At 37.6% G+C, this 24,214-nt stretch carries 21 protein-coding genes and 16 tRNA genes; 9 read left to right on the top strand and 28 right to left on the bottom strand.

Annotation, left to right across the window (positions count from 1 at the left end; translation table 11 throughout):
* Window positions 1–16 precede the first annotated feature (16 nt).
* On the top strand, window positions 17–358 hold the full coding sequence (locus H9655_RS00185; protein ID WP_191809747.1) for a hypothetical protein: 342 nt from the start codon (window positions 17–19) through the stop codon (window positions 356–358).
* 276 nt (window positions 359–634) lie between these two features.
* Here H9655_RS00185 and H9655_RS00180 read toward each other — a convergent pair whose 3' ends face one another.
* On the bottom strand, window positions 635–1,108 hold the full coding sequence (locus tag H9655_RS00180; RefSeq protein ID WP_095372153.1) for an S-ribosylhomocysteine lyase: 474 nt from the start codon (window positions 1,106–1,108) through the stop codon (window positions 635–637).
* Window positions 1,109–1,261: 153 nt separating this feature from the next.
* Here H9655_RS00180 and yidD point away from each other — a divergent pair, with 153 nt between their 5' ends.
* Window positions 1,262–1,504, top strand: coding sequence for a membrane protein insertion efficiency factor YidD (gene yidD / locus H9655_RS00175; protein ID WP_191809744.1), 243 nt, complete (start codon window positions 1,262–1,264; stop codon window positions 1,502–1,504).
* 1 nt (window position 1,505) lies between these two features.
* On the opposite strand, the gene H9655_RS00170 is transcribed toward yidD, so the two are convergent.
* The gene (locus H9655_RS00170; protein ID WP_191809742.1) at window positions 1,506–2,069 is read right to left on the bottom strand and encodes a beta-class carbonic anhydrase; all 564 of its coding nucleotides are present in this window, start codon (window positions 2,067–2,069) and stop codon (window positions 1,506–1,508) included.
* A 211-nt stretch (window positions 2,070–2,280) separates the two neighbouring features.
* On the opposite strand from H9655_RS00170, the gene H9655_RS00165 reads away from it, so the two are divergent.
* The 5 genes from H9655_RS00165 to H9655_RS00145 all read left to right on the top strand — a co-directional run bounded on the left by H9655_RS00165 (window position 2,281) and on the right by H9655_RS00145 (window position 5,608).
* Window positions 2,281–3,258, top strand: a complete 978-nt coding sequence (locus tag H9655_RS00165) for a metal ABC transporter solute-binding protein, Zn/Mn family (RefSeq protein ID WP_191809740.1) — start codon at window positions 2,281–2,283, stop codon at window positions 3,256–3,258.
* A 236-nt stretch (window positions 3,259–3,494) separates the two neighbouring features.
* Complete coding sequence (locus H9655_RS00160) at window positions 3,495–3,644, top strand: DUF1540 domain-containing protein (protein ID WP_095372149.1); 150 nt, start codon at window positions 3,495–3,497, stop codon at window positions 3,642–3,644.
* 327 nt (window positions 3,645–3,971) lie between these two features.
* The gene (gene rsgA / locus H9655_RS00155; protein ID WP_225230409.1) at window positions 3,972–4,955 is read left to right on the top strand and encodes a ribosome small subunit-dependent GTPase A; all 984 of its coding nucleotides are present in this window, start codon (window positions 3,972–3,974) and stop codon (window positions 4,953–4,955) included.
* Window positions 4,948–5,139, top strand: coding sequence for a hypothetical protein (locus tag H9655_RS00150; RefSeq protein WP_191809733.1), 192 nt, complete (start codon window positions 4,948–4,950; stop codon window positions 5,137–5,139). Before rsgA ends, H9655_RS00150 begins: the two co-directional genes overlap by 8 nt.
* Entirely contained in the window at window positions 5,132–5,608 is a 477-nt protein-coding gene (locus tag H9655_RS00145; RefSeq protein WP_191809731.1) for a DinB family protein, read from the top strand. The genes H9655_RS00150 and H9655_RS00145 overlap by 8 nt, the downstream gene beginning before the upstream one ends.
* A 32-nt stretch (window positions 5,609–5,640) precedes the next feature.
* On the opposite strand, the gene H9655_RS00140 is transcribed toward H9655_RS00145, so the two are convergent.
* The 5 genes from H9655_RS00140 to H9655_RS00120 form a co-directional block, all read right to left on the bottom strand.
* Window positions 5,641–7,128 (bottom strand): o-succinylbenzoate--CoA ligase, encoded by a 1,488-nt coding sequence (locus tag H9655_RS00140; protein ID WP_191809729.1) that lies wholly within the window; start codon window positions 7,126–7,128, stop codon window positions 5,641–5,643.
* Between the two features lie 98 nt (window positions 7,129–7,226).
* Window positions 7,227–8,048 carry a 1,4-dihydroxy-2-naphthoyl-CoA synthase gene (menB, locus tag H9655_RS00135; protein ID WP_095372144.1) on the bottom strand — a complete coding sequence of 274 codons (822 nt, stop codon included), beginning with the start codon at window positions 8,046–8,048 and terminating at the stop codon, window positions 7,227–7,229.
* A gap of 109 nt (window positions 8,049–8,157) precedes the next feature.
* Complete coding sequence (gene menH / locus H9655_RS00130) at window positions 8,158–8,973, bottom strand: 2-succinyl-6-hydroxy-2,4-cyclohexadiene-1-carboxylate synthase (RefSeq protein WP_191809726.1); 816 nt, start codon at window positions 8,971–8,973, stop codon at window positions 8,158–8,160.
* Window positions 8,973–10,718: a 2-succinyl-5-enolpyruvyl-6-hydroxy-3-cyclohexene-1-carboxylic-acid synthase gene (gene menD, locus H9655_RS00125; protein ID WP_191809724.1), complete on the bottom strand. Its 1,746-nt coding sequence runs from the start codon at window positions 10,716–10,718 to the stop codon at window positions 8,973–8,975. Before menD ends, menH begins: the two co-directional genes overlap by 1 nt.
* Window positions 10,715–12,121 carry an isochorismate synthase gene (locus tag H9655_RS00120; protein ID WP_191809722.1) on the bottom strand — a complete coding sequence of 469 codons (1,407 nt, stop codon included), beginning with the start codon at window positions 12,119–12,121 and terminating at the stop codon, window positions 10,715–10,717. The genes menD and H9655_RS00120 overlap by 4 nt, the downstream gene beginning before the upstream one ends.
* Before the next feature lie 259 nt (window positions 12,122–12,380).
* Here H9655_RS00120 and H9655_RS00115 point away from each other — a divergent pair, with 259 nt between their 5' ends.
* Together H9655_RS00115 and H9655_RS00110 are read left to right on the top strand one after the other, a co-directional pair.
* Window positions 12,381–13,310 (top strand): 1,4-dihydroxy-2-naphthoate polyprenyltransferase, encoded by a 930-nt coding sequence (locus H9655_RS00115; RefSeq protein WP_191809720.1) that lies wholly within the window; start codon window positions 12,381–12,383, stop codon window positions 13,308–13,310.
* Window positions 13,311–13,644: 334 nt separating this feature from the next.
* Entirely contained in the window at window positions 13,645–14,511 is an 867-nt protein-coding gene (locus H9655_RS00110; RefSeq protein WP_191809718.1) for a dimethylarginine dimethylaminohydrolase family protein, read from the top strand.
* Window positions 14,512–14,643: 132 nt separating this feature from the next.
* Here the strand turns inward: H9655_RS00110 and H9655_RS00105 are convergent, their stop codons facing one another.
* The 21 genes from H9655_RS00105 to H9655_RS00005 all read right to left on the bottom strand — a co-directional run bounded on the left by H9655_RS00105 (window position 14,644) and on the right by H9655_RS00005 (window position 24,131).
* On the bottom strand, window positions 14,644–17,031 hold the full coding sequence (locus H9655_RS00105; protein ID WP_191809716.1) for a glycogen/starch/alpha-glucan phosphorylase: 2,388 nt from the start codon (window positions 17,029–17,031) through the stop codon (window positions 14,644–14,646).
* Entirely contained in the window at window positions 17,021–18,472 is a 1,452-nt protein-coding gene (gene glgA, locus H9655_RS00100) for a glycogen synthase GlgA (RefSeq protein WP_191809713.1), read from the bottom strand. Before glgA ends, H9655_RS00105 begins: the two co-directional genes overlap by 11 nt.
* On the bottom strand, window positions 18,469–19,497 hold the full coding sequence (locus tag H9655_RS00095; RefSeq protein WP_191809711.1) for a GlgC family sugar phosphate nucleotidyltransferase: 1,029 nt from the start codon (window positions 19,495–19,497) through the stop codon (window positions 18,469–18,471). Before H9655_RS00095 ends, glgA begins: the two co-directional genes overlap by 4 nt.
* 36 nt (window positions 19,498–19,533) lie before the next feature.
* Complete coding sequence (locus H9655_RS00090) at window positions 19,534–20,676, bottom strand: glucose-1-phosphate adenylyltransferase (protein ID WP_191809694.1); 1,143 nt, start codon at window positions 20,674–20,676, stop codon at window positions 19,534–19,536.
* On the bottom strand, window positions 20,669–22,558 hold the full coding sequence (gene glgB / locus H9655_RS00085) for a 1,4-alpha-glucan branching enzyme (RefSeq protein ID WP_191809693.1): 1,890 nt from the start codon (window positions 22,556–22,558) through the stop codon (window positions 20,669–20,671). Before glgB ends, H9655_RS00090 begins: the two co-directional genes overlap by 8 nt.
* A 179-nt stretch (window positions 22,559–22,737) precedes the next feature.
* Window positions 22,738–22,809 (bottom strand) — tRNA-Glu (locus H9655_RS00080).
* Window positions 22,810–22,812: 3 nt separating this feature from the next.
* Window positions 22,813–22,903, bottom strand: a tRNA-Ser gene (locus H9655_RS00075).
* Window positions 22,904–22,906: 3 nt separating this feature from the next.
* A tRNA-Asn gene (locus H9655_RS00070) sits at window positions 22,907–22,981 on the bottom strand.
* A 10-nt stretch (window positions 22,982–22,991) separates the two neighbouring features.
* Window positions 22,992–23,068, bottom strand: a tRNA-Ile gene (locus H9655_RS00065).
* A gap of 7 nt (window positions 23,069–23,075) precedes the next feature.
* Window positions 23,076–23,146 (bottom strand) — tRNA-Gly (locus H9655_RS00060).
* A gap of 2 nt (window positions 23,147–23,148) precedes the next feature.
* Window positions 23,149–23,224 (bottom strand) — tRNA-His (locus H9655_RS00055).
* Window positions 23,225–23,233: 9 nt separating this feature from the next.
* Window positions 23,234–23,306: transfer RNA gene (locus H9655_RS00050), tRNA-Phe, on the bottom strand.
* Between the two features lie 19 nt (window positions 23,307–23,325).
* Window positions 23,326–23,402, bottom strand: a tRNA-Asp gene (locus tag H9655_RS00045).
* 3 nt (window positions 23,403–23,405) lie between these two features.
* Window positions 23,406–23,479 (bottom strand) — tRNA-Met (locus H9655_RS00040).
* Between the two features lie 14 nt (window positions 23,480–23,493).
* Window positions 23,494–23,586 (bottom strand) — tRNA-Ser (locus H9655_RS00035).
* 16 nt (window positions 23,587–23,602) lie between these two features.
* A tRNA-Met gene (locus tag H9655_RS00030) sits at window positions 23,603–23,676 on the bottom strand.
* A gap of 27 nt (window positions 23,677–23,703) precedes the next feature.
* Window positions 23,704–23,779, bottom strand: a tRNA-Ala gene (locus H9655_RS00025).
* Window positions 23,780–23,792: 13 nt separating this feature from the next.
* A tRNA-Pro gene (locus H9655_RS00020) sits at window positions 23,793–23,869 on the bottom strand.
* Between the two features lie 8 nt (window positions 23,870–23,877).
* Window positions 23,878–23,951: transfer RNA gene (locus H9655_RS00015), tRNA-Arg, on the bottom strand.
* Window positions 23,952–23,954: 3 nt separating this feature from the next.
* A tRNA-Gly gene (locus H9655_RS00010) sits at window positions 23,955–24,029 on the bottom strand.
* Between the two features lie 17 nt (window positions 24,030–24,046).
* Window positions 24,047–24,131: transfer RNA gene (locus H9655_RS00005), tRNA-Leu, on the bottom strand.
* Between the last annotated feature and the right edge of the window lie 83 nt (window positions 24,132–24,214).

Raw genomic sequence — 24,214 nt, 5'->3', positions numbered from 1 at the left:
AAAAGGAGTCATGTTGATGAAGAAAAAGTTTTGGACCATTTTCCTCATTACCTTTGCCATCGAAACAGGTATCACATATTTTCTCTCTTCTCAGTTTACTGTGCGCTTTATTGAAGTCATGTTCTTTACGGGCATTGTATTCCTTATTACAAGCATTTATTTTTCTGGAGGGCTTTCTTACATCAAGGAACAACAAGATGCTAGAACTCGGGCTGAAACGGGCTTCACACCCTTTGTAGAACCACCGACTATATTTAGACGAGGACCATTCTTTATCGCTTCCCTCACCTTTTTTCTTATCGGGCTTATCTTTTTCATCTTGCTACTAACTGAAATTATTCCTCCAGTACCTTTATAAATATAGGTTTGTTTTCAATACATAATTGAGTTTCTAATTAGTTCTGTTATTCATTTTTTTAATAATCAAAAACAAGAGGTAAATGTAAGAAGTTGGGTGGGCTTTATTTGTAGCGGACAGATTTTTACTCAATCTTCGTCCTTTAGATTAAAAATGTTCTTGATTCAGAGAAAGTTTATCTTTCTGTTTGCGTTGTGGTAAAGTAATAATCTTTTCATTTCTTATAACCGTTAAAAATAAAAAACCTTCCATCAAATATGATGGAAGGAGAACCACTTAAGCAAATACTTGCTTTAATTCTTCTTTTGATTGAGAAAGCCAATATTTCATTAACTTCTTTGCACCTTCTAGGTCGTGTAGCTTCGCTTGACCACATTGTTTTTCATTTGCTGCTGGTATTTCTACAATTTCAACAGCATCTTTCATTGTTGCATCTAAAAGGTCGATAATTTCTTCCACTGTTGGCTCACCACTTACGACTAAATAGTAGCCTGTTTGACAACCCATTGGCGAGATATCAATAATATCAAAATGATCATATTTCTCTGCGTGTGTTCGAATGTTAAACGCAAGTAAATGTTCAAGTGTGTGAATAGAATCTGGCTTCATAGCCGCTTTGTTTGGCTGACAGAAACGAATATCATATTTGTTGATCTTTCCGTCTGTTCCTACTTTATGCACGCCACAATGTCTCACATATGGAGCCTTGACAGCGTTATGGTCTAATTCAAAACTTTCAACTGATGGCATAAAATACACTCCTTTATCATCATTGCCTTTATTATACTATAATATCCGACTAATTTCATCAACTTTAAATATATAGTCAATGATTTGGACTTTTCACCCTATTATATGATATCTTGGTGCTAAAAGAGCAACTTTTTTCAAAGGAAGGTCCATATGTTACAAAAAATCATGCTTGGATTTTTTAAATTCTATCAAGTCGCCATTTCACCCATCAAGCCACCTACTTGTCGTTTTTACCCTACTTGTTCCAATTACGGATTAGAGGCCGTTAAACGATTTGGTGCAATAAAGGGTGGATATTTAACTATTAAAAGAATCTTAAAATGTCACCCATTCCATCCTGGTGGAGTTGATTTCGTGCCGGAAGAATGGCCAAATCGGAAACAAAGCAAATAACTTATTTCTTCTCATATCCATCCACTACTAAGTCCAGTTTGCCCGTACTAGGATCGATGACAAGACCATGTACTGGTACTGCTGGAATCAGCGGGTGGTTCTTAATCATATCGACACTATGCGCGACACTGTCCTCTACTTGATCAAAGCCTTCTAACCAGCTCTCAATATTAATACCAGAATAATTCAAAGTAGAAATCGTTTCTTCTGAAATGCCTCTTTCCTTCATATTTTCAATCATAGCATTGGCATTCATTCCACTCATCCCACAATCATGGTGGCCAATCACTAAGACTTCATCTGCTTTTAATTGATACAGAGCAACGAGAATACTTCTCATAATACTACCGAACGGATGACTCACAAGGGCCCCTGCTGTTTTGACGATTTTTATATCACCATTTTTCACATTCAATGCTTTCGGTAATAGTTCCACTAATCTTGTATCCATACAAGTCAAAATAACCATTCGTTTGTTTGGATATTTCGTTGTGGCATAATCACGATATTGCTCTGTTTCAACAAACTCCTTATTAAATGCTAATACCTCTTGTAAAAGACTCATTATTTTCATCTCCACTACGTATATTGGTAAATATGTGTTAAATCGCTTGCTCTTCTTTTATGATACAAAATAGTATCCATTTTAACAAATTTTATACTTGATTTTTGGGTTTAGGTTTTGTATGATTACATATGTGAATCGTAATGATTACGGATTAAAACGAAAAATAAATCGTAATAAATACGATTTGATACATTGAGGGGAGAAACATATGAAGAAATTATCTATTTTACTTATTCCTTTTATTTTCATCCTTGCTGCATGTTCAAATTCAACTGCCAGCGACAAAGGAACAGCACAATCATCAGAAGATGTTTTATCTGTTTATACTACAGTCTACCCATTACAGTACTTCACAGAAAGAATCGGTGGAGACCTTGTTGATGTAAAAACTGTTTATCCTCCTGGCTCTGATGAACATACTTTCGAACCTTCGCAAAAGGACATGATTAAAATGGCGGATTCTGATTTATTTATCTATATGGGCCTTGGTTTAGAAGGATTTGTTGATCAAGCGAAAGATATCTTAAATAATGAAGGCGTCAAAATGATTGCCGCTGGTGAAAATCTTGCAATAGAAAACACAGAGCAACACAATCACGATGATCATGAACATGAACATGATCACGACCATGATGGTCATAGTCATGATGGGCACGATCATGGCGATGTTGACCCACATGTTTGGATTGATCCAGTTTACGGACAGCAATTAGCAGAGGAAATTAAAGCACAATTAATTACTGCCCTTCCAGAGCATGAAGAAGAATTCACAGCAAACTTTAATAAACTAAATGAAGAACTAAATGAATTAAATAATACATTTACTTCAATGGTTGAAAATGCAAATAAAAACAAATTCATCGTTTCTCATGCAGCCTATGGTTATTGGGAATCGCGTTATGGGTTAGAACAAATAAGTGTAGCTGGGCTTAGCACATCTAGTGAGCCTTCCCAAAAGCAGTTGCAGAATATTATTCAAACAGCAAATGAAAATGAATTAGATACGATTTATTTCGAGCAAAATGTTAGCTCTAAATTAACTGAGATCGTTCAATCTGAAATCGGGGCCGAGAGCTTACAGCTTCATAACCTTGCTGTCTTAACTGAAGCAGACATTAATGATGGAGAAAACTATTTTACCTTAATGGAAAAAAATATCAAAAACCTGGAAAAAGGTTTAAACTAACTTTTAGTGGGACCAGAGCAAATGAATGCTTTGGTTCTAATTTTTTTAAGAAATCATATATAGGGTATAAAGCATTTAACTACCCACATCGTAAGAATCAGAGATATAGTTAGCGATAATTAGTTTCCTCTTCCTTTTTTTGAAAAAACTTATGATTATATCATAAGCCAATTATGGTAAGAATAGTGATGATGGCGAAATCCATCTGAAGATTTTTTCTAAAGGAAGTGAAAATGATGGCAAAAGATGTATTGTGTGAAGTCAATAATTGTACTTTCTGGGAAAAAGGCAATCTATGTGGTGCTGATCAAATTTATGTAGTCAGCCATCGAGACCAGGCATCTACGAGCAAGGAAACTGACTGTAAAACGTTTGAACCTCAATAAGAAATAGCCTATAGACGCTTTTATATGTAATTTCCGTACATATAAAGGCGTCTTCCTTTTTCTAAAAAAAATAATTATTGCTATTTTTCAAATAAAATTATATACTGAAGCTACTAAATATTGAAAGTGGGTGAGCATGATGAATCTAATTAACTTTTTCATACCGAAGCAATTAAAGTTTTCATATTTATCATGCTCATTGGAAATAGGTTAATACCCTATTACTCATTTCTTTCATTTATGTGCGGATAAACCTTATGATCCTTTAATTGCGGGTCATAAGGTTTTTTATATATCACAAAAATGGAGGAAATGAATTTGAAAAACATGCATGAAAAACAACTCATCGGGCGAATTGCTATCGCCTATAACCATATGTACAAAATATTGACAAAAGAGCAAAAATTATTACCAGCTACCCTACCTGGCAACTATCACTATCATGTACAAAATGAGACAGACTATCCAACTGTTGGTGATTGGGTGGTCTTTCACCAATTACCAAATGAAGATAAAGCGATTATCCAAGAAATTTTACCACGAACGAGCAAGTTTTCAAGGAAAACTGCCGGTGTTGCAATGAAGGAACAAATCATCGCCACCAACATAGATTATCTATTTATTGTTACAAGCATGAACGAAGATTTTAATATAGCAAGAATCGAGCGCTATTTAGTAGCCGTACAACATTCTGGAGCTTTACCTATTATTGTGTTAACGAAAGCTGATCTTTGTGAAGATAAAGGATGGATTTTAGATCAATTATTACTACTTGGCGTCGATTTCACAATGGTTAGTATGTTTCAACCTGAATCTGTAGAGGTCATCAAAGATTACTTATCCGGAGGCAAAACTGGGGCATTTGTGGGATCATCTGGTGTCGGGAAATCTACACTTATTAACTTACTAACGAATGAGGATCGAATGAAGGTGGGCAATATTCGTGAAGATGATCAAAAAGGTCGCCACACCACAACCCATAGAGAATTAATTCTATTAGGTGATGGTTATATCATCGATACACCAGGTATGCGTGAATTTCAACTTTGGGAAGATGATATAAATATAGGCGAGAGCTTTACAGACATTCAGGCACTAAGTGAGCAATGTAAATTTAGAAACTGCTCTCATCATAAAGAAGTAGGATGTGCCGTACAACAAGCAATCGTTGAAGGTGAAATTACTGAGAAGAGACTTAGTAACTACTTTAAACTAGAACGAGAATTAATCATGCTCGAGAAACGTCGTGTCAAACAAGAAAAGAAACGTATGAAAACAACGAATAAGAAAAAGAGTGCACGTTATGAGTGACATTCATTTAACTGCAATCAAGAAAGAGAATTGGTATAGTGGATATTTTAAAACGGTTGGCTTCATTGATAGCGGAAATCATTTTGGCAGAGAAACCGCTTATCTATTCCCTATAACCGATTACTTGCTTCAATGTGAAATTTGCTTAAAGGGAAAATTCATTAGGAGGAAGGGTAATGGCTGAAGCTAGAGAAGTATTATGCAATCAGTTAGCTGCAAATGCAGATGATCCTAGTTGGTATACACCCTTCTTGCAAACTGTTGATGAAATAAGTGAAGAAGAAGCGTTCATGAAGCTAAACAGTAAAATTCATAGCATAGCCGAAATAACACAACATCTCATTTACTGGAATGAAGTTTGGCATGTTCGTTTTAAAGATAATGATGTTGGGGCAATTAAGCGAATAGAAAATAATGATTTGAGCTTTGTCGTTCCTAAAGGAAAAACCTTTTCAGATTTAAAAGCTTCACTCTTGGTCAAGTTACAACACTGGCAAAAAACCCTAACAACCAATGAATTATTAGATCAACATGTCAAAGGATTTCCTGTCACAGCCCATTGGTGGGCAATCATTGCCAATGTCACTTCACACAATGCATACCATATAGGACAGATAGCTTATTTGAAGAAAATAATAAAGTCATCATATTAGAAAATCCGAACAAATGTTCGGATTTTCTTTCTTTAAAATACTTGTACCATTTTTCTTAGTTCTCTTCGCAGGATTTTTTTAGCTGCGTTTCTTGGAATTTGATCGACAATAAAAAATCTCTTCGGAATTTTGTACTTCGCTAATTTTTCTTGGCAAAATTCCTCAAGCTCTTTATGAGAAACTTCTGCGTTTTTCTTGATTACAACAAATGCTACCGGCACTTCTCCCCATGTGGAATCTTTCATACCAATCACACCTGTATCATCTACAGCTGGATGAGCAGCAACAATTCCTTCTACTTCAGCAGGATACACATTTTCTCCTCCTGAAATAATCAAATCAGAGCGACGGTCAAGCACATAAAGAAAGCCATCCTCATCAAGAAGGCCTATATCCCCCGTTGCTAGCCAACCTTGTTGAATTTTTTCAGCAGTTGCCTCATCTTTACCTAAATAACCACTTGTTACATTTGGCCCTTTAACAAAAATTTCACCAGATTCATTTGCCTCTGCCTCTTCACCCGTCTCTCTACATATCTTTACTTGAGAAGGGAATAAGGCTTTACCAGCAGAACCTAGCTTTTTCATACTATCCTCAGGTGATAATGTCACGATTTGTGAAGAAGTCTCTGTCATCCCGTATGTTTGATAAACCGGAATACCACAAGAAACGGAATCCTCTAATAGTGCACGAGATGCCGGTCCTCCTCCAAGCAACAAACAGCGAAATGAAACGTGCAACGGCTGCTGTTGCAAACGTTCTACCATTTTCTTCAACATCGTACTGACTGCAGACATAATTGTCACTTGTTGCTCACGGATCAGTGTAATCGTTTTATCCGCATCGAAACTATCTAATAGTACAATCTTATGTCCATAAATGAGTCCTCTCATAAGAATAGAGAAACCGCTTATATGAAATAATGGAACAGCACATAACCATACATCATTATCTCTTAGTCCAAGGTTTAAACTTGAGCCAACTGCACTCCATAAGTGGTTACCGTAAGTTTGCATTACACCTTTTGGATGACCTGTCGTTCCTGATGTGTACATAATTGTGCAAATATCATCTAACCGGACTTCACTTACAATGGAAGGCTCCTCGTAATCATCATCTACGATTTCCTCCTTAACAAGTAAACGAAGGGATGGTACTTCCATTTCCACATCAGTTCGAACTTTTTTAAACGCTTCTTCCGTAATAAAAAAGACAGACTCTGAATCCTGTAATTGCCAAATAATTTCTTTACTCGTTAGCCTACTGTTTAATATTACCGCTTTAACGCCAAGAAGTTGCAAAGCGAATAAAATGAAAACCGAATGAAGATTATTCTTAAGCAGTACGCCAACGAATTGTGTTTGCTTTACTCCTTTTGCTGATAAGATACCCGCCCACCGATATGCCTCATTATAAACGTTTTCAAAAGTATAACTCTTTCCTTCATAATAAAACGCTTCTCTTTTCGGAGTAGATAAAAACCTTTTATAAATAAAATTTTGCATCTCTTGATTAGACAAAACAGACACCTTCTTTAATATAGTCACAACGAATCCTAAAAAACAATGGCAAAACAGCTTGATGGTCATCCCATCAAGCTGCTCATTGTATCATTTCATTAAGGGAAACGTGGGAATTGTCCAAAGTCAGGATCACGTTTTTCTTTAAATGCGTCTCTACCTTCTTTTGCTTCATCAGAAGTATAGTAAAGAAGTGTTGCATCTCCAGCAAACTGCTGAAGGCCTGCTAGACCATCTGTATCTGCATTAAATGCAGCTTTTAAGAAACGAATCGCAGTTGGACTTTTTGATAGAATTTCTTCACACCATTGAATCGTTTCCTCTTCTACTTTTTCAAGTGGTACTACTGTATTAACTAATCCCATGTCTAAAGCTTCTTGTGCGTTATATTGACGGCATAAGAACCAAATTTCACGCGCTTTCTTATGTCCTACAAGACGCGCCAAGTATCCAGAACCATAACCAGCGTCAAAGCTACCGACTTTCGGGCCTGTTTGACCAAATACAGCATTATCTGCAGCAATTGTTAAATCACAAACAACGTGAAGAACATGACCACCACCAATAGCATAACCTTTTACCATTGCAATGACAGGTTTAGGAATGACACGAATCAATCGTTGTAAGTCTAGTACGTTCAAACGAGGAATTTGGTCATCTCCAACATATCCGCCGTGTCCACGGACTTTTTGGTCCCCACCAGAACAGAAAGCTTTATCTCCTGCTCCTGTAAGAACGATTACACCTACATTAGAATCATCTCGTGCGTATGCAAATGCATCCATTAATTCCATTACAGTTTTAGGTGTGAATGCATTATGTACGTGCGGACGGTTAATTGTAATTTTGGCAATACCGTTATATGTTTCATATAGAATTTCTTCATACTTACGGCCTGCTACCCATTCTACTGCTGACATTTCAAAGTCCTCCTTCTAAATTACTAACTCAATTTGTAGTTTTAATAGTGCTTCCTATCATATTTTAGCAATAATTGACGAAAAACACACCTTTTTTCATGATTTTCTTCTAACAGGTTGATGTTTCCAATAAAAACTTCTCTATTTCAGCCACATACTGTAAAGGTTTTTCAAGGTGAACGGTATGGCCCGATTCTTCAATCGTATGATGTGTAGCATGCTGAATACGCTTAGACATTTCTTCACCAATCATGCAAAACTTTTGATCGATTGAACCTGTTAAAATAAGGACTGGCATCTGAAGCTCCGCGATCGCTGTCCACCAACTAGGTTGCGCACCCGTCCCCATCCCAATAAGACTGTTTATTAACCCTTGAGGGTTATTTCTCAGTCGTTGCCTCCGTACCTGCTCTCTCTTACGTGCTGTTAATCTCTTTTGACTTGCAAACAAAGGGATGTTTTCCCAATAATTCACAAATCCCTCTATTTCTTTATCTTTAATCATTTGACAAATTTTCATATCATTTTTTATGCGTAATGCTCTATCTTCACTAGAGTCGATTCCTGGTGTGGTACTCTCAAGGATCAGGCGATGGACTTTTTCTGGAAAAAGCAGAGCAAAGGTAATGGCTAATCGCCCGCCCATTGAATAGCCCACTACATCAACTTTATTTAACTTCATAATGTCTATTAAATGGGCAAGCATAGCCGCTTGTTCTTCTATTTGATAATGAGAAATATCTTCCGGTGAATCTGACTGCCCGTGACCAATAATATCCGGTGCAATGATGGTTCGATCAGATATTTCTTCTGAATAAAATCGCCAACTATTGCCATACCCTGTAAATCCATGAAGCGCCATGATCGGCTCTCCATTACCGAAAGTTTCGACATGATATTTCACATTTTTGAAGAAAAAGTCCATTAGTCTTCGTCCTTTATTCTCTTATCTATTTCCCGGGAAACAGATTCCCACAAATTCCGATGTTCTCTTACATTATTTTCTCTATTGGTCATAACCTCAATTACCTTTAAATGAGATGTCTCCGTTTCAATTGCTTCCGAGAACTGCTGCCAATCTTCCACCTTTATATAATCTCCACCAAACATTGTTACACTGTGTGAGAAATCAATGTTCAAAGGCGTTCCAAACAATAATTCAAAATGCTTCGGGTGTTCTGACTGTGGTAGGAAAGAGAAGATCCCTCCACCGTTATTATTTATAACAATCACTGTAATAGGAATATGGTAGAGTTTACTAGCAATCAATCCATTCAAGTCGTGGAAGAAAGTCAAATCTCCAACGATTAGGTATAGCGGTTGTGCATGCATAGCCACACCAAGAGCTGTGGAAATCGTACCGTCAATACCATTTGCTCCTCTATTACCTAAAATCCTCATCGATTTGTTATTGCCAAAATAAAAGCTATCTAAATCCCGAATGGGCATGCTATTCCCAACGAAAATCGTAGCCTCTTCAGGCAGTAACTGACCTAACTGCGCAAAAATCTTTCCCTCATTGAGTTGTTCTATTTCCAACACTTTTACCATTTCACTTTTTGCCACATCATTAACGTCCTGCCATAAAGTTAGATAGTCATTCTCTTGTCTAGCATTGGCACGGAGAGTCAGTTCTTCACAAAATTGTTTCTCATCACAATAAATCATATCTGTTGATAACAATGAAGGGTCTCTGAAACCGCCGCCACCATCAACAATTAATTGCCGCGTTTCCGGATACTGCTTCATAAACAGTAGCAACGGTTTCGATACGGGCATCGCTCCAAAACGAATGATTAACTCAGGTTGCAACTCAACTTTCGCTGTCTCACTTTTTAAAATGGCATCATATGCATCAATGATTTGGCTCTGTTCATGGCGTCCACTGCGTAATTGTGAAAGTGGATCAGCAATAATTGGAAATTGTAACACCTTTCCAAGTTCAACAATCTTATGCGAAAGGTCAGCATCATCCATCGGCCCGCAGATAATCAAACCTTTTTTATATGTTGAGACCGTTTGCGCCATCGTATCAAACCTGGCATCATCTACTGTTAAAAAAGATGATGACACTGTCATATACTTTTCTTCTCTAGAAGAACTATGGAAAATCTCCGGATCATTTAGATCGGGAATAAGCGGTTCCCTAAACGGAAAATTCAAATGAACAGGGCCTGCTGGGTTCCTTTTCGCAGTAGCAACTGCTCTCACAGCAGTTGTACGGACATAATTAATCATCGAAGCAGCATTCTCAGGTGGTGCCATTTCTGCAAACCATTTGACATTTTTTCCGTACATTTGAATTTGGTCGATCGCTTGTGGCGCACCTATATCTCTTAGTTCATGAGGACGGTCTGCAGTAAAGACAAGTAGAGGTACTCGAGAGTAAAACGCTTCAATTATCGCAGGATAGTAATTTGCCGCAGCTGTACCCGAAGTACATAAAATGGCAACTGGACGTTTTGTACCTTTGGCCATGCCAAGAGCAAAAAAAGCGGCCGAACGTTCATCAACATGGATATGAACTTGAAGATCTGGGTGCTCTGCCATTACCATAGCCATGGGCGTAGAGCGGGATCCAGGACTGACAACCACATCTTCTACGCCATTTTTTACTAGCTCAGTAATGAAAGCTGCAATGTATTTTGTTAAAGCCTGTTGATGGCTCATTTTATTTCCCCTCCAAGCGCTGATAACATTGGTCTAAACTTAATTTTCGTTTCCTGAAATTCACTTTCAACTTCAGAATCTTTCACAATGCCACAGCCAGCAAATATCGAAGCCTCATTATCTTGAATTAATCCCGATCGCAAAGCAACTGCAAAATCGCCATTGCCTTGATAATCCAGCCAGCCAATTGGACTGCCATATAAACCTCTGTCTAATATCTCCAAATTCCTAATGGCTTCCACAGCTTTTTCTGTCGGAACGCCACCAAGAGCTGGTGTTGGGTGCAGTTTTTCTATAATTGCAAAGAGCGAACCTTCCTTACTAGTTTCTGCAATAACTGGAGTATAAAGGTGTTGAATATCTCTTAATTTTAAAAGCTGAGGGCCGTCAGGTATGTCGACTTCTGTACCTACCATTTCCATCGCTTGACGAATCATATCTACAACATATTGATGCTCTTGGAGATTTTTTTCGTCTTGTAATAATTCTTTCCCGAGAACTTCATCCTCTTCCTTCGTCTCTCCTCTTTTTATTGAGCCTGCTAAACAAGTTGTATAAAGCGTATGGCCTTGTTTTTTCACTAACCGTTCTGGTGTCGCTCCAATAAAACAATCGGATCCTGACTCAAAGGCAAAAATAAAGCTGTTTTTTTGCTTGTCTAAAAGGTTTTGTAGGACGCTTTCAATTTGTACAGTATTAGCAAAAGTAAGCCTCGTTTCTCTTGCTAAAACAACTTTTTGTATAACGTCGTTTCTCATCTCATCTACTACTTTTGCGACAGCTTTCTTCCATTCTCTAGGCGCTACCTCTTGTTGGGCAATCACCTTGTTATTTTTAATAGTAGGAAATATTTTCGCATTTTGTAACAATTGCCTACGTTCCTCTAACATATCTTCTATACGATCTTCTCTATCGTTTGGATGAACAAGCATATTCGTTGTTAAAAAAGTACGGCCACCAGTCATGGTGCACATATACTGCGGTAGATGAAAATCTGTATGCTTATATTGGCTCCATAATTCGGTCTTCTCTTTCAAAGGATCGAAAGTGAATCCACCAAATATTGTTGGGCCAATCGCATCGATAGAGTAAGAATTATGGATTATTGCCTCATCAAGCAATGACTGCCACCTTTTTTGCACATAAAAAAAGCGGTCAGTAGTCTGATCCGATTGAAATAAATAGTTAATACCAACACCAATTATTACAACCTCATTATCAGAACCTGTCCAAAAAAACCGATCACCTAGTTCTGTCATTTTTCCTGCTCCAAAAAAAGCTAAAGGATCTATGCAATCTATCTCACAAACCTTACTAAATAAAATATCATGGTTCGTTCGTTGTGCTTTCGATAACGCTTCAATAAACCCTTCTTTAAATTCTGTGTGCTGTAAAGTAAACAAAAAAATCCCTCCAATAACAGCTACAATCAGCTGCTATTCTTCATTCCTTAAAGATACACCTCTTGCTTAAAAGCTGTCAATCATTCCAATCAATACACTTCCTTATTATATATTATTTAGAGTAAAATAAGCACTGTTCGTACTTTAGTAGGAAATATCCTCCTTCGCTTCTTGCAAAATTCAATTGACACTCAATAGGACTTTACCTAAACTTAAGGAAGTGATTTGTTTTATTTGATTTAATTGGAGGTACTAAAAAGTGCAAACACAACCTAATATAAACACGCCACCTTCCACGAAGAAGAAATGGAAAATCTGGTGGCAATTAACGCGTCCACATACATTAACCGCTGCCTTTGTTCCTGTACTACTAGGTACCGCATTGGCTATTTATGAAACGTCGATAAATATTGGCCTTTTCATCGCCATGATGGTTGCTAGTCTTTTCCTTCAAATTGCAACGAATATGTTCAATGAATATTATGACTTTAAACGTGGCAATGACACAGCTGAGTCTGTAGGGATTGGTGGAGCCATTGTTAGAGAAGGAATTAAACCACATGTTGTACTTAACTCCGCTCTAGGGTTATACGGCGCATCCATCTTAATTGGTATTTACATTTGCATGAATAGCAGCTGGTGGTTAGCTGCTGTTGGACTTCTAGGTATGGCTATTGGCTATTTATACACAGGAGGGCCATTCCCCATTGCCTATACACCTTTTGGTGAGATTATTTCTGGTTTTGTTATGGGTATGTTACTTATTTTAATCTCATTTTTTATTCAAACAGGCACCGTAACTACGACAAGTGTTCTTGTCGCCATTCCTAGTCTGTTATTAGTTGGTGGTATTATGCTCTCTAATAATATTCGAGACTTAGATGGAGACAAAGAATTTGGTCGAAAAACGTTAGCTATTTTAATCGGACGTCCAAAAGCCGTAAAATTATTAGCGGGCATGTTTATTGTTTCTTATATATGGGTATTTATTTTAATTGTAATGCAAATTGTTTCACCGTGGCTTGCACTCGTTGTGCTAAGTGCCTCGAAACCAATCAATGCTATTAAAGGATTTAAAGGCAAGACGATCGCATATGAGATGGTCCCAGCAATGAAAAATACTGCCCAAACAAACACTGTATTTGGATTACTACTTTCTATAGGATTATTAATGGGATATATTCTATAAAATCAGTAGCACTTTGCTAAGCGCCTTTTATAATATAAGGCGCTTTTTTATTACTTTTTTAGCAATCAACCTCTGTTTAGCGTAACATAAAATGATAAAATAAATGGATAATTATCGCAATTTTTCACTTATTGTAGTCACCAACGGCACATCTAGAAACCGACTAAAGTATTTGAACTAGGTCATATTATAAGAAAAGCAGCAGTTAAACCTACCTATTAAACATTTTAAGACGACAAGTACTTAATACATCCTGCATTCACCCATAATAAGATGCTAAACAGAATAGATACAAAGGATGTTATTTCACAAAAGGTTGTAAGGAGGATGAAAGATGCTGGATAGTCAATATAAAGCACAATGTAGTACAGAGTACGATCGATTAAAAACGGTCATATTATGCGAACCAACTTACATGAATATTGAAAATCAAATCAATGAAACCCAAAGAAGGTATTCTGATAAAGGCTTTAATGTAGAGCAAGCCATCATTCAGCATCAAAAATTTGTAGCAGAATTAGAAGGTTTAGGGATTGAGGTCGTGCTTTTACCACCAGGTCAAAACTATCCTGAACAAGTGTTTACCCGTGACATTGGTTTCACCCTTGGGCACACCGTATTTATTGCTGCGATGGCAACGAAAATCAGGCATGGTGAGGAAGATATTTTACATGAGTGGTTAGAATCCCACCATGTATCTTATAACAATATAAAGCATGGTCATGTCGAAGGTGGAGATGTCATTATCGATCAAGATACCGTATATATTGGACAAAGTGATCGTTCAGATACGGTTGGTATTCACTATTTACAATCTAAATTACCACATATGAAAGTATTACCAGTCCCATTCACTAAATCCTTTTTACATTTAGACTGCATTTTTAACGTACTGTCTCCTACAGAAGCACTCCTCTATCCAGGACAAATGGATGAAAAAGTAGAAGAATATTTATATTCAAGATATGACATTATTGAGGTTTCGAAAGAAGAACAGTTCACGCTAGGAACAAATGTCCTTTCTGTAGGTAATAGACAAGTATTCTCACAACCAATCAATACACAAGTAAATCGAGCCCTCAGTCAAAGAGGCTTTGAAGTAATCGAAGTAAATATTTCTGAAATCATAAAATCCGGTGGTGCATTCCGCTGTTGCACGATGCCCCTACTACGATTAACAGACCCAAACTATTTTGATTGAAGAACAAATGAGGTTAGATGAATAAGAAGGTTAGACATTTTTTCAGCATTTATACTTTTTTTAAAAGTGTAGATGTAGGTCAATATAAATAAAGAGCAGTAGTGTGAATAATGAAGCACACCACTGCTTTTTCTATTTAATCCCCCATATCCCTTGAGCATATTCATTAATTGTTCGGTCGCTAGAAAAGTAACCCGATTTAGCGATATTGTTTAGGCTCATCTTCCGCCATTTCTCCTGTTTTTCATAAGCGTATCCCGCTTTTTCCTGAATATGAACATAGCTAGAGAAATCACGCAAAACAAAATACTGGTCATTTTCCATAATGAGTGAATCATAAATCGGTTCAAATTCATCAAATACATCAGGGAAGAAACCGTTTTTCAGCTGGTCCATGACTTGTCGGATTCGATGATCATGATGATAATATTCAGTCGCTTGATAGCCACCATGTGCATAATAATGATTGACCTCATCAGAGCGCATGCCGAAAATAAAAATATTCTCGTCACCAACGCGTTCATAAATTTCAACATTAGCACCATCCATCGTTCCAACAGTAATCGCACCATTCATCATGAATTTCATATTTCCCGTTCCCGATGCCTCTTTACTTGCCGTCGAAATTTGCTCACTAATGTCTGCTGCAGGAAAAACATCTTCTGCTAGTGATACCCGATAGTTCTCTAGGAAGATCACCTTAAGAAATTCATTTGTTTTAGGATCATTATTTACCTTTTTCGCAACAGTATTAATGAGCTTTATTACTTTCTTGGCAAAATAATAGCCTGGAGAAGCTTTCGCACCAAAAATGAAGGTACGGGGGTGCATGCTAAAACTCTCATCTTCTTTGAGTCGATTATATAAATACATGACATGAAAAATATTTAATAGTTGTCTCTTATAAGCATGTAGTCTCTTAACTTGAATATCGAATATGGAATGTGTATCTATTTTTATCCCTGTTTGCGTAAAAATACGATCGGCAAGATTTTCTTTATTCGCATGTTTAATATCAGCGAGTCTCGTTAACAAGTCTCGATCATTTTCATATTTTAATAATAGGGCTAATTGCTCTGGATCACGAATCCACTCCGCTCCTAATCTTTCTGTTATCAAATCAGCAAGCGACTGATTAGATTTAAGTAACCAGCTACGATGCGTAATGCCGTTTGTCTTATTATTAAACTTCTTAGGAAAAAATTGATAAAATGAATGCATTTCCCGATATTTTAATATCTCGGTATGAAGCGCAGCCACTCCATTTACACTATGGCTACCTACAATAGCCAGATGAGCCATTTTTACTTGGTCATGGGCAATAATCGCCATGTTTTCGATATGCTGCCATTCGCCAGGATACTTTTCCCAAAGCTTTGCACAGAACCGTTCATTGATTTCATTTACAATCATATAAATTCTTGGTAATAACGGTTGGAAAATGCGAACTGGCCATTTTTCTAGTGCTTCAGATAAGGTCGTATGATTCGTGTAAGAGATCGTTTTTGTAGTTACTTCCCAAGCATCATCCCAACCAAGCTTCTCTTCATCAATGAATATCCTCATTAATTCTGGAATCGCTAATACTGGATGCGTATCATTAATATGAATACTAATATATTGATGGAACACCTTCATATTCTTATGCTGTCGTTTAAATGAGCGTATGATCGACTGAAGACTGGCACGAACTAAAAAATATTGTTGTTTTAACCTCAGTATCTTGCCTTCATCTTGCGTATCATCAGGATATAAAAACTCAGATATTGCTTCTGTCTCTTTTTTATATTTTAAAACATCTTGATTGGTAGGATAACGGACTGGCTCTGCACTCCATAATCTCAGTGTATTAATCGTTTCAGTATGATACCCGACGACTGGCATATCATATGGTACTGCAGTTACTCTTTCAGCATCGATGTGTTGAAACACTTGTCTGCCATTTTCTTCACGTATATCTACTTCTCCCCAAAACGGAATTTCAACTGATAGATCTGCCTTTCTCACTTCCCAGACATGACCATTTCTTAACCATTGATCGGGTAGTTCGACTTGATATCCATCAACCACTTTTTGTTCAAATAACCCGTGCTTGTATCTAATCCCACAACCATGGCCAGGCAAATTAAGAGAAGCTAATGAGTCCAGGAAACAGGCTGCTAATCGGCCTAAACCTCCATTACCCAATCCTGCATCTGATTCTACTTCCTCTAAAGAACTTAATTCGATACCTAAATCTTGCAACCCAGCAGATACCACTTGCTCTATCCCTAAATTTAATAAGTTGTTTCGAAGGAGTCGGCCTAATAAAAACTCTATCGACAAATAATAAACTTGCTTTACTTGGTCTATCCTGTAACGCTCATTGGTATTAATCCATTCCGTACTTACATACTCACGAATTAATAACCCTAATGTATAGTAATGATCTTTTTCTGTACTATCGGCAAAGCTCTTTCCGCATGTCATCTCTAGCTTCTTTAAAAACGCCTCTTTAAAATCCTCCGTATTAGAAAACATGGCTCTCACTCCTAGAGATCACATCTGAATATAATTGATTATATTTAAAAGCAGATTGTGCCCAACTATAATCTTTTTCCATAGCAGTTATAACCAATTGGCTCCACAGTGGTTGATTCCGATAGTACGCTAGTGCTCGACGATAAGTATAGAGCATATCATGTGCGTTAAAATTTTTAAAACTGAAGCCCCAGCCCTCACCTGTCTGTTCATTATAAGACTGTACGGTATCATTCAACCCACCTGTTTCCCTAACTATAGGAATGGCACCATACTTCATCGCAATGAGCTGACCTAATCCACAAGGCTCGAACTTAGACGGCATCAAAAATAAATCAGCACCCGCATATACTTGATGGGCAACTTCTTCATTGAAGCCAATATAACATTTACATTTTTCCCCGTAATTTGCTTCCATTCTTCTGAAGAAATCTTCAAACGCTCCATCGCCTGTACCAATAAGAATAAACTGTACATTTTCTTGCATCATTTCATCGAATACTCTCTCTACTAAGTCCATACCTTTTTGTTTTGTTAACCTTGTGACCATAGCTACAATGGGGGTATCCCGCTCTATCTTTAAACCGAATATTTTTTGTAAATATGCCTTATTTTCCTTCTTTAATAGCCATTGCTCTGAATGAAATGCTTGATAAATCGTCGCATCTTTCTCTGGGTGATAGACGTCTTCATCAATTCCATTCAATATCCCAATTAAACGGTCATTTCTTTCCTGTAACAAACCATTTAATCCCTCACCAAAATAATCTGTTAAAATCTCATCTCTATACGTAGGACTTACAGTTGTGATTTGATCAGCTGCTACTATGGCACCTTTCATAAAATTAATACAATCATAATACTTTAATTGGTCTTCACGATAATACTCAAAGTCCAACCCTAACAAATCATAAATGGCATCTTTAGGAAAGACTCCTTGAAAGTGTAGATTATGAATCGTAAAAACTGTTTTTATCAATTCATATCTACTTCTTTTTTGATAATGTACTCTTAATAAAAAAGGAATCATGCCTGTATGCCAATCATGGCAATGGATAATATCAGGATAATAGTCGAGCTGTGCCAGTGTTTCTAATACAGCTCTATTAAAATAAGCAAATCGTTCACCATCATCATCGTATCCATATAATTGTTCTCTCTTAAAATAGTATTCATTATCTACAAAATAAAAAGTAATATCATTTAACTCTAGCACTTCAATTCCACAATATTGCTTGCGCCAGCCTACAGCGACTACGAATTCTGCTATCTTTTTTGTCTTATTCTTATATAAATCGGGGAGTTTTCCATACTTCGGTAAAATTACTCTTACTTCCGTCCCTTGTTTAGTTAATTCCTTCGGTAACGAACCTGCGACATCTGCTAATCCACCTGATTTAATAAAAGGGACACATTCTGAGACGGCAAATAATACTTTCACGAATTCATCAACGCTCCTTGAATTGACCCTTTTTTAACAACAAAAGGGACCGATTGTGTGCCTGTTAAGCAGGTTCCGGTTTCTATTTTCACATCTTTATCTAAAATAACAGAATCTAATACACACCCCTCTTGAATCTCACATTTCTGCATAATCACAGAGTTTCTTACTATCGTATTTTTACCAACTTTTACACCCCTAGCAATAATACTGTTTTCTACTTTACCTTCTATTTGGCAACCGTTTGCCACAATAGCATTCTTTACTTCACAACCATTTAGATATCTTGTTGGTGGTTCATCTTTTACTTTTGTATAGATTGGAAAATCTCTAGAAAATAAATTTTTCCAGACATCAGGGGTTAGCAGTTCCATGCTCGCTTGAAAATAAGAATGGACAGAATCGATCGTTACTGCCTCACCCTTATATTCATAATGACATATTGTGTAAGGTTGATGAATATCAGCCATAATATCGCTAATGCATGTATACCCTGTTTGTCTTCGGGTTTGAATCATCTCTATTAAAAGATCTTTCTTGACCAAATACATTTCTAAAGGTTGATTCAGCTGTTGAATAGAAGTAATATCGCAGCCAGATTGAATATGCCGCTGTAAAACTGGTGAGAAATCAATATTACAAACGGTATAGCAATTGGCAATTAACGCATAATCTTGTGAACTACGATAAAAATAATCAATGTTTGCAGCAAAATGATTAAATGAACCAATCCCACTATTAGAACTATCAATCATCGGTGATGGGAAGAAAAAAAGGCCATCCCTTTTTCTATCTAGATCCCAGTTCTTCCCCGACCCTAGATGATCCATCAAAGATCGGTATTGATATTTCGGAAAAATCGCCACACTCTCTATTCCCGAGTTGACCATATTAGAGAGAATGAAATCTATTAGTCTATATCTTCCAGCAAAAGGAACAGCAGCTAACGAACGATGAAGGGTTAACTCATCCAATCCCTTATGATAAGTTGTCGCATCAATGACTCCTAATAAACGATTATTCAATCATATCCCCCCAGTAAAAATCATACGGTTCTACATTTATGCATAATGACAAATACTATCTGGCGTGATTAACAATGCTTCACTTGTTTCTTTTCTTTCTTTAATTACTGTCCCATCTGGTATAACCATATTTGAAGGGACAATGACTTTTTCTAATATGACATTCTTACCAATCCTTGTATTTGGCATAACTACTGACTCTTTGATAACAGAACCTTTATCAATCGCTACACCTTGAAAGAGAACTGATTTGATTACTTTGCCTTCTATCGTACAGCCTTCATTTACTAAAGATTGTTTTACTTTTGCTTGTGGAGAAATATATTGTGGAGGATGGTTAGGGTTAACTGAGTAAATTCTCCAGTTTTGATCAAAAAGATTTAACTCACAATTTTCATCTAATAAATCCATATTCGCTTCCCATAGGCTTTGAACGGTGCCGACGTCTTTCCAATAACCACTAAAAGGATAGGCATAAAGTTTCTTATTTAACTTCAACATCTCAGGAATAATATCTTTGCCAAAATCATGGCTTGAATCCTTATTTTGATTATCCTTTTGTAAAAACTCATTTAATACCGACCATTTAAAAATATAAATACCCATTGATGCTAAATTATTCTTTGCTTGCTCAGGTTTTTCTTCAAATTCTTCTATTCTCATATCTACAGAAGTATTCATAATACCAAAACGATTGGTTTCATGCCATGGGACCTCAATAACGGAGATTGTCGCATCAGCCTCTTTATTAATATGGTAATCTAGCATTAAATCATAATTCATTTTGTAAATATGATCACCTGATAAAATTAATACATATTCGGGGTTATGTTGCTCTAAATAATTGATGTTTTGATAAATGGCACTTGCCGTACCTGTATACCATTTAACTTCAGAAGATTCACTGTAAGGGGGAAGTACTGTCACACCGCCATTTCTTCTATCCAAATCCCATGCACTTCCAATGCCAATATATGAATTAAGAATAAGCGGTTGGTATTGAGTTAGTACACCAACTGTATCGATACCTGAATTTGTGCAATTACTAAGTGTAAAATCGATGATGCGGTATTTACCTCCAAAAGGGACAGCTGGTTTAGCAAGATCCTTCGTCAAAGAATTGAGGCGGCTTCCTTTGCCTCCAGCAAGCAGCATCGCTACACATTTCTTATTAGTCATTCACAACATCACTCCTTTTTCTTTTTCTAACAGGACGTAAAACAGAAATACCGAATGGTGGTATCGTCATTTCGATACTGTATGGCTTTCCATGGTAGGATAGGTTTTTTGTTTTTAATACTCGCTTATTAATACAATGAGAGCCACCAAATTCATTATTATCACTATTAAACACTTCTCTATAACTCCCATTTTTAGGAACACCGATTCGATAATTCATATATACTTGAGGGGAAAAGTTACATACAACAATTAATATTTCTTGTTCTTCTACTCCTTTACGAATAAATGAAAAAATGGATTGCTGATGGTTATTAGCATCAATCCACTCAAAACCTTCTGATTTGTGGTCCCATTCATATAATGATTTAGACCTCTTATATAACTTTATTAACTTCTTCACATAATGATTCGTTTTTGCATGCATTTCATACTGAAGTAAGTGCCAATCCAACTCTTCTTCATCTTTCCACTCGGCAAATTGTCCTAGTTCAAACCCCATAAATAACAGCTTTTTACCTGGATGGGTCATCATAAAACCTAAGAGCAAACGATATTGGGCAAATTTTTGCCAATAATCTCCTGGCATCTTGTCTAACAGTGATTTCTTCCCATGGACAACTTCATCATGTGATAACGGTAATATAAAATTTTCTGAGTTGGCATACATTAATGAAAAAGTCATTTTATTATGGTGGTATTGCCTCTCTTGTGGAGGTTTCTCCATATAAGATAATACATCATTCATCCAACCCATATTCCATTTATAACTGAAACCTAATCCGCCATAGTGAACAGGAGCAGTTACTTGGGGCCAATCTGTAGAATCCTCAGCCATCATCAAAATAGAGGGATCATAAGCAAACACAGCTTTATTTAATTTCTGTAAAAATTGAATACCAAATGGATTTTCTCTATTCTCGTTATTAGGCCAAAAAATGATATTGGATACTGCATCAATTCTAAAACCATCGACATGATATTTTTCCATCCAAAAAATAGCATTGGATATGAGGAAACTATGAACCTCTGTTTTACTTAAATTAAAATTAGCTGTACCCCAAACAAAATTTTCCCGATCGCCTTCTGTTTCGTATTCATAAACATATTCACCATCTAAACAATATAGCCCATGTTGATCTTTACAGAAATGCCCTGGTACCCAATCTAAAATAACACCGATATTATTTTGATGACATTGATCGATAAAAAGCATTAAATCTTTTGGCTCACCATATCTACTAGTAGCCGAGTAATAGCCTGTTCCTTGATAGCCCCAAGAACGATCATATGGGTGTTCAATTATAGGCATCAATTCAATATGTGTAAAACCATGCTCCTTGACGTAAGGAATGATTTCTTTTGCTAGTTCATTGTATGTCAATAAAAGGCCATTCCTCTTTTTCCATGTACCTAGATGCATCTCATATATTATCATAGGTTCTGTAAATGCTTTCCTATGTTGTTTTTCCTTTTGCCATTGTAGATCATTCCATTTGTAATCTTCTAAAGTATAAACAATTGAAGCAGTTCTAGGTCGTAATTCTGAATAAAAAGCAAAGGGATCAGCCTTTAAGGAAATTTGTCCATCCTTGTTCTTAATTGAATATTTATAAATTTCTCCTGTTAAATCTCCTTCTAGCTGAATTCTCCATATCCCCTCATTATTTACTTTTTTCAATGAAAAACCTTCGGCGTTCCAATGATTAAAAGAACCCACTAATGATATTGAGGAGGCATGTGGCGCATAGATAGTAAAACAAGTAACCCAATGATCTCCTTCTTTATGACGGTGTGATCCAAACAATTCGTATGCCTTAAATAAATTTCCTTCATGAAACAAGTGCATTTCGAATTCAGTTGGGTATGCAGTTGTATTCATTTTAATTCATTCCACTCCTTGTATTACATTACTCTTTCTTAAATAATTCGTCTTAAGTATAAAAATCCCTTGTTATTTTTCAAATTATTTTGACATTTAATGATAGAAAATGTAACATCTGAAAAGTGTTAGCAACATAAAAAAGAAGCTGTCAACATAAGTTGACAGCTTCTTTTTTATGACCCCTACGGGATTCGAACCCGTGTTACCGCCGTGAAAGGGCGGTGTCTTAACCGCTTGACCAAGGGGCCAAATGGCGGAGAAGGAGGGATTTGAACCCTCGCGCCGGTTGCCCGACCTACACCCTTAGCAGGGGCGCCTCTTCAGCCACTTGAGTACTTCTCCATATGGCTCCGCAGGTAGGATTCGAACCTACGACCGTTCGGTTAACAGCCGAATGCTCTACCACTGAGCTACTGCGGAATAATATAAATGGTGGGCCTAAATGGACTCGAACCATCGACCTCACGCTTATCAGGCGTGCGCTCTAACCAGCTGAGCTATAGGCCCCTATTTAAGCGGGTGAAGGGAATCGAACCCTCATCATCAGCTTGGAAGGCTGAGGTTTTACCACTAAACTACACCCGCAATGGGGCGGCTGATGGGAATCGAACCCACGAATGTCGGAACCACAATCCGATGCGTTAACCACTTCGCCACAACCGCCATAAAAGATGGCTCAGGACGGAATCGAACCGCCGACACAAGGATTTTCAGTCCTTTGCTCTACCGACTGAGCTACTGAGCCAAAATAATGAATATGTAAATGGCGGTCCGGACGGGACTCGAACCCGCGACCTCCTGCGTGACAGGCAGGCATTCTAACCAACTGAACTACCGGACCAGATTGCGGGGGCAGGATTTGAACCTGCGACCTTCGGGTTATGAGCCCGACGAGCTACCGGACTGCTCCACCCCGCGATAATAAATATTAATGGCGGAGGAAGAGGGATTCGAACCCCCGCGGGCTTTAACACCCCTGTCGGTTTTCAAGACCGATCCCTTCAGCCAGACTTGGGTATTCCTCCATTAATAGAAAAGCAATAGCGGCGGAGGGGATCGAACCCCCGACCTCACGGGTATGAACCGTACGCTCTAGCCAGCTGAGCTACACCGCCATAGTATATATTGTATAAAAATTGAATTGGTGGAGCCTAGCGGGATCGAACCGCTGACCTCCTGCGTGCAAAGCAGGCGCTCTCCCAGCTGAGCTAAGGCCCCTAGAAAGTATTCGTGGTCGGGAAGACAGGATTCGAACCTGCGACCCCTTGGTCCCAAACCAAGTGCTCTACCAAGCTGAGCTACTTCCCGAAACAAAACGCGCCCGAGAGGAGTCGAACCCCTAACCTTTTGATCCGTAGTCAAACGCTCTATCCAATTGAGCTACGGGCGCATATGGAGCGGAAGACGGGATTCGAACCCGCGACCCTCACCTTGGCAAGGTGATGTTCTACCACTGAACTACTTCCGCAAATATTAAAATGAAAATGGTGCGGGTGAAGGGAGTCGAACCCCCACGCCTTGCGGCGCCAGATCCTAAGTCTGGTGCGTCTGCCAATTCCGCCACACCCGCATATATAAATGGTGAGCCATGAAGGACTCGAACCTTCGACCCTCTGATTAAAAGTCAGATGCTCTACCAACTGAGCTAATGGC

It is taken from the genome of Cytobacillus stercorigallinarum (genome assembly GCF_014836495.1).
Classification (GTDB): Bacteria; Bacillota; Bacilli; order Bacillales; family Cytobacillaceae; genus Cytobacillus; species Cytobacillus stercorigallinarum.
The sequence above is the reverse complement of the archived record's forward strand: the minus strand, read 5'-3'. Positions and strand labels throughout refer to the sequence as shown.

Excerpts from the sequence above, each read along its gene's own strand:
- H9655_RS00170 (WP_191809742.1), bottom strand. The coding sequence starts at position 2,069 with ATGAGTCTTTTACAAGAGGTATTAGCATTTAATAAGGAGTTTGTTGAA.
- H9655_RS00150 (WP_191809733.1), top strand. The coding sequence starts at position 4,948 with ATGAGTGACATTCATTTAACTGCAATCAAGAAAGAGAATTGGTATAGT.
- rsgA (WP_225230409.1), top strand. The coding sequence starts at position 3,972 with ATGCATGAAAAACAACTCATCGGGCGAATTGCTATCGCCTATAACCAT.
- H9655_RS00090 (WP_191809694.1), bottom strand. The coding sequence starts at position 20,676 with ATGACTAATAAGAAATGTGTAGCGATGCTGCTTGCTGGAGGCAAAGGA.
- yidD (WP_191809744.1), top strand. The coding sequence starts at position 1,262 with ATGTTACAAAAAATCATGCTTGGATTTTTTAAATTCTATCAAGTCGCC.
- H9655_RS00110 (WP_191809718.1), top strand. The coding sequence starts at position 13,645 with ATGCTGGATAGTCAATATAAAGCACAATGTAGTACAGAGTACGATCGA.
- H9655_RS00160 (WP_095372149.1), top strand. The coding sequence starts at position 3,495 with ATGGCAAAAGATGTATTGTGTGAAGTCAATAATTGTACTTTCTGGGAA.
- H9655_RS00180 (WP_095372153.1), bottom strand. The coding sequence starts at position 1,108 with ATGCCATCAGTTGAAAGTTTTGAATTAGACCATAACGCTGTCAAGGCT.
- glgB (WP_191809693.1), bottom strand. The coding sequence starts at position 22,558 with ATGAATACAACTGCATACCCAACTGAATTCGAAATGCACTTGTTTCAT.
- menD (WP_191809724.1), bottom strand. The coding sequence starts at position 10,718 with ATGAGCCATCAACAGGCTTTAACAAAATACATTGCAGCTTTCATTACT.
- H9655_RS00165 (WP_191809740.1), top strand. The coding sequence starts at position 2,281 with ATGAAGAAATTATCTATTTTACTTATTCCTTTTATTTTCATCCTTGCT.
- H9655_RS00105 (WP_191809716.1), bottom strand. The coding sequence starts at position 17,031 with ATGTTTTCTAATACGGAGGATTTTAAAGAGGCGTTTTTAAAGAAGCTA.
- menH (WP_191809726.1), bottom strand. The coding sequence starts at position 8,973 with ATGGACTTTTTCTTCAAAAATGTGAAATATCATGTCGAAACTTTCGGT.
- H9655_RS00185 (WP_191809747.1), top strand. The coding sequence starts at position 17 with ATGAAGAAAAAGTTTTGGACCATTTTCCTCATTACCTTTGCCATCGAA.
- H9655_RS00145 (WP_191809731.1), top strand. The coding sequence starts at position 5,132 with ATGGCTGAAGCTAGAGAAGTATTATGCAATCAGTTAGCTGCAAATGCA.
- menB (WP_095372144.1), bottom strand. The coding sequence starts at position 8,048 with ATGTCAGCAGTAGAATGGGTAGCAGGCCGTAAGTATGAAGAAATTCTA.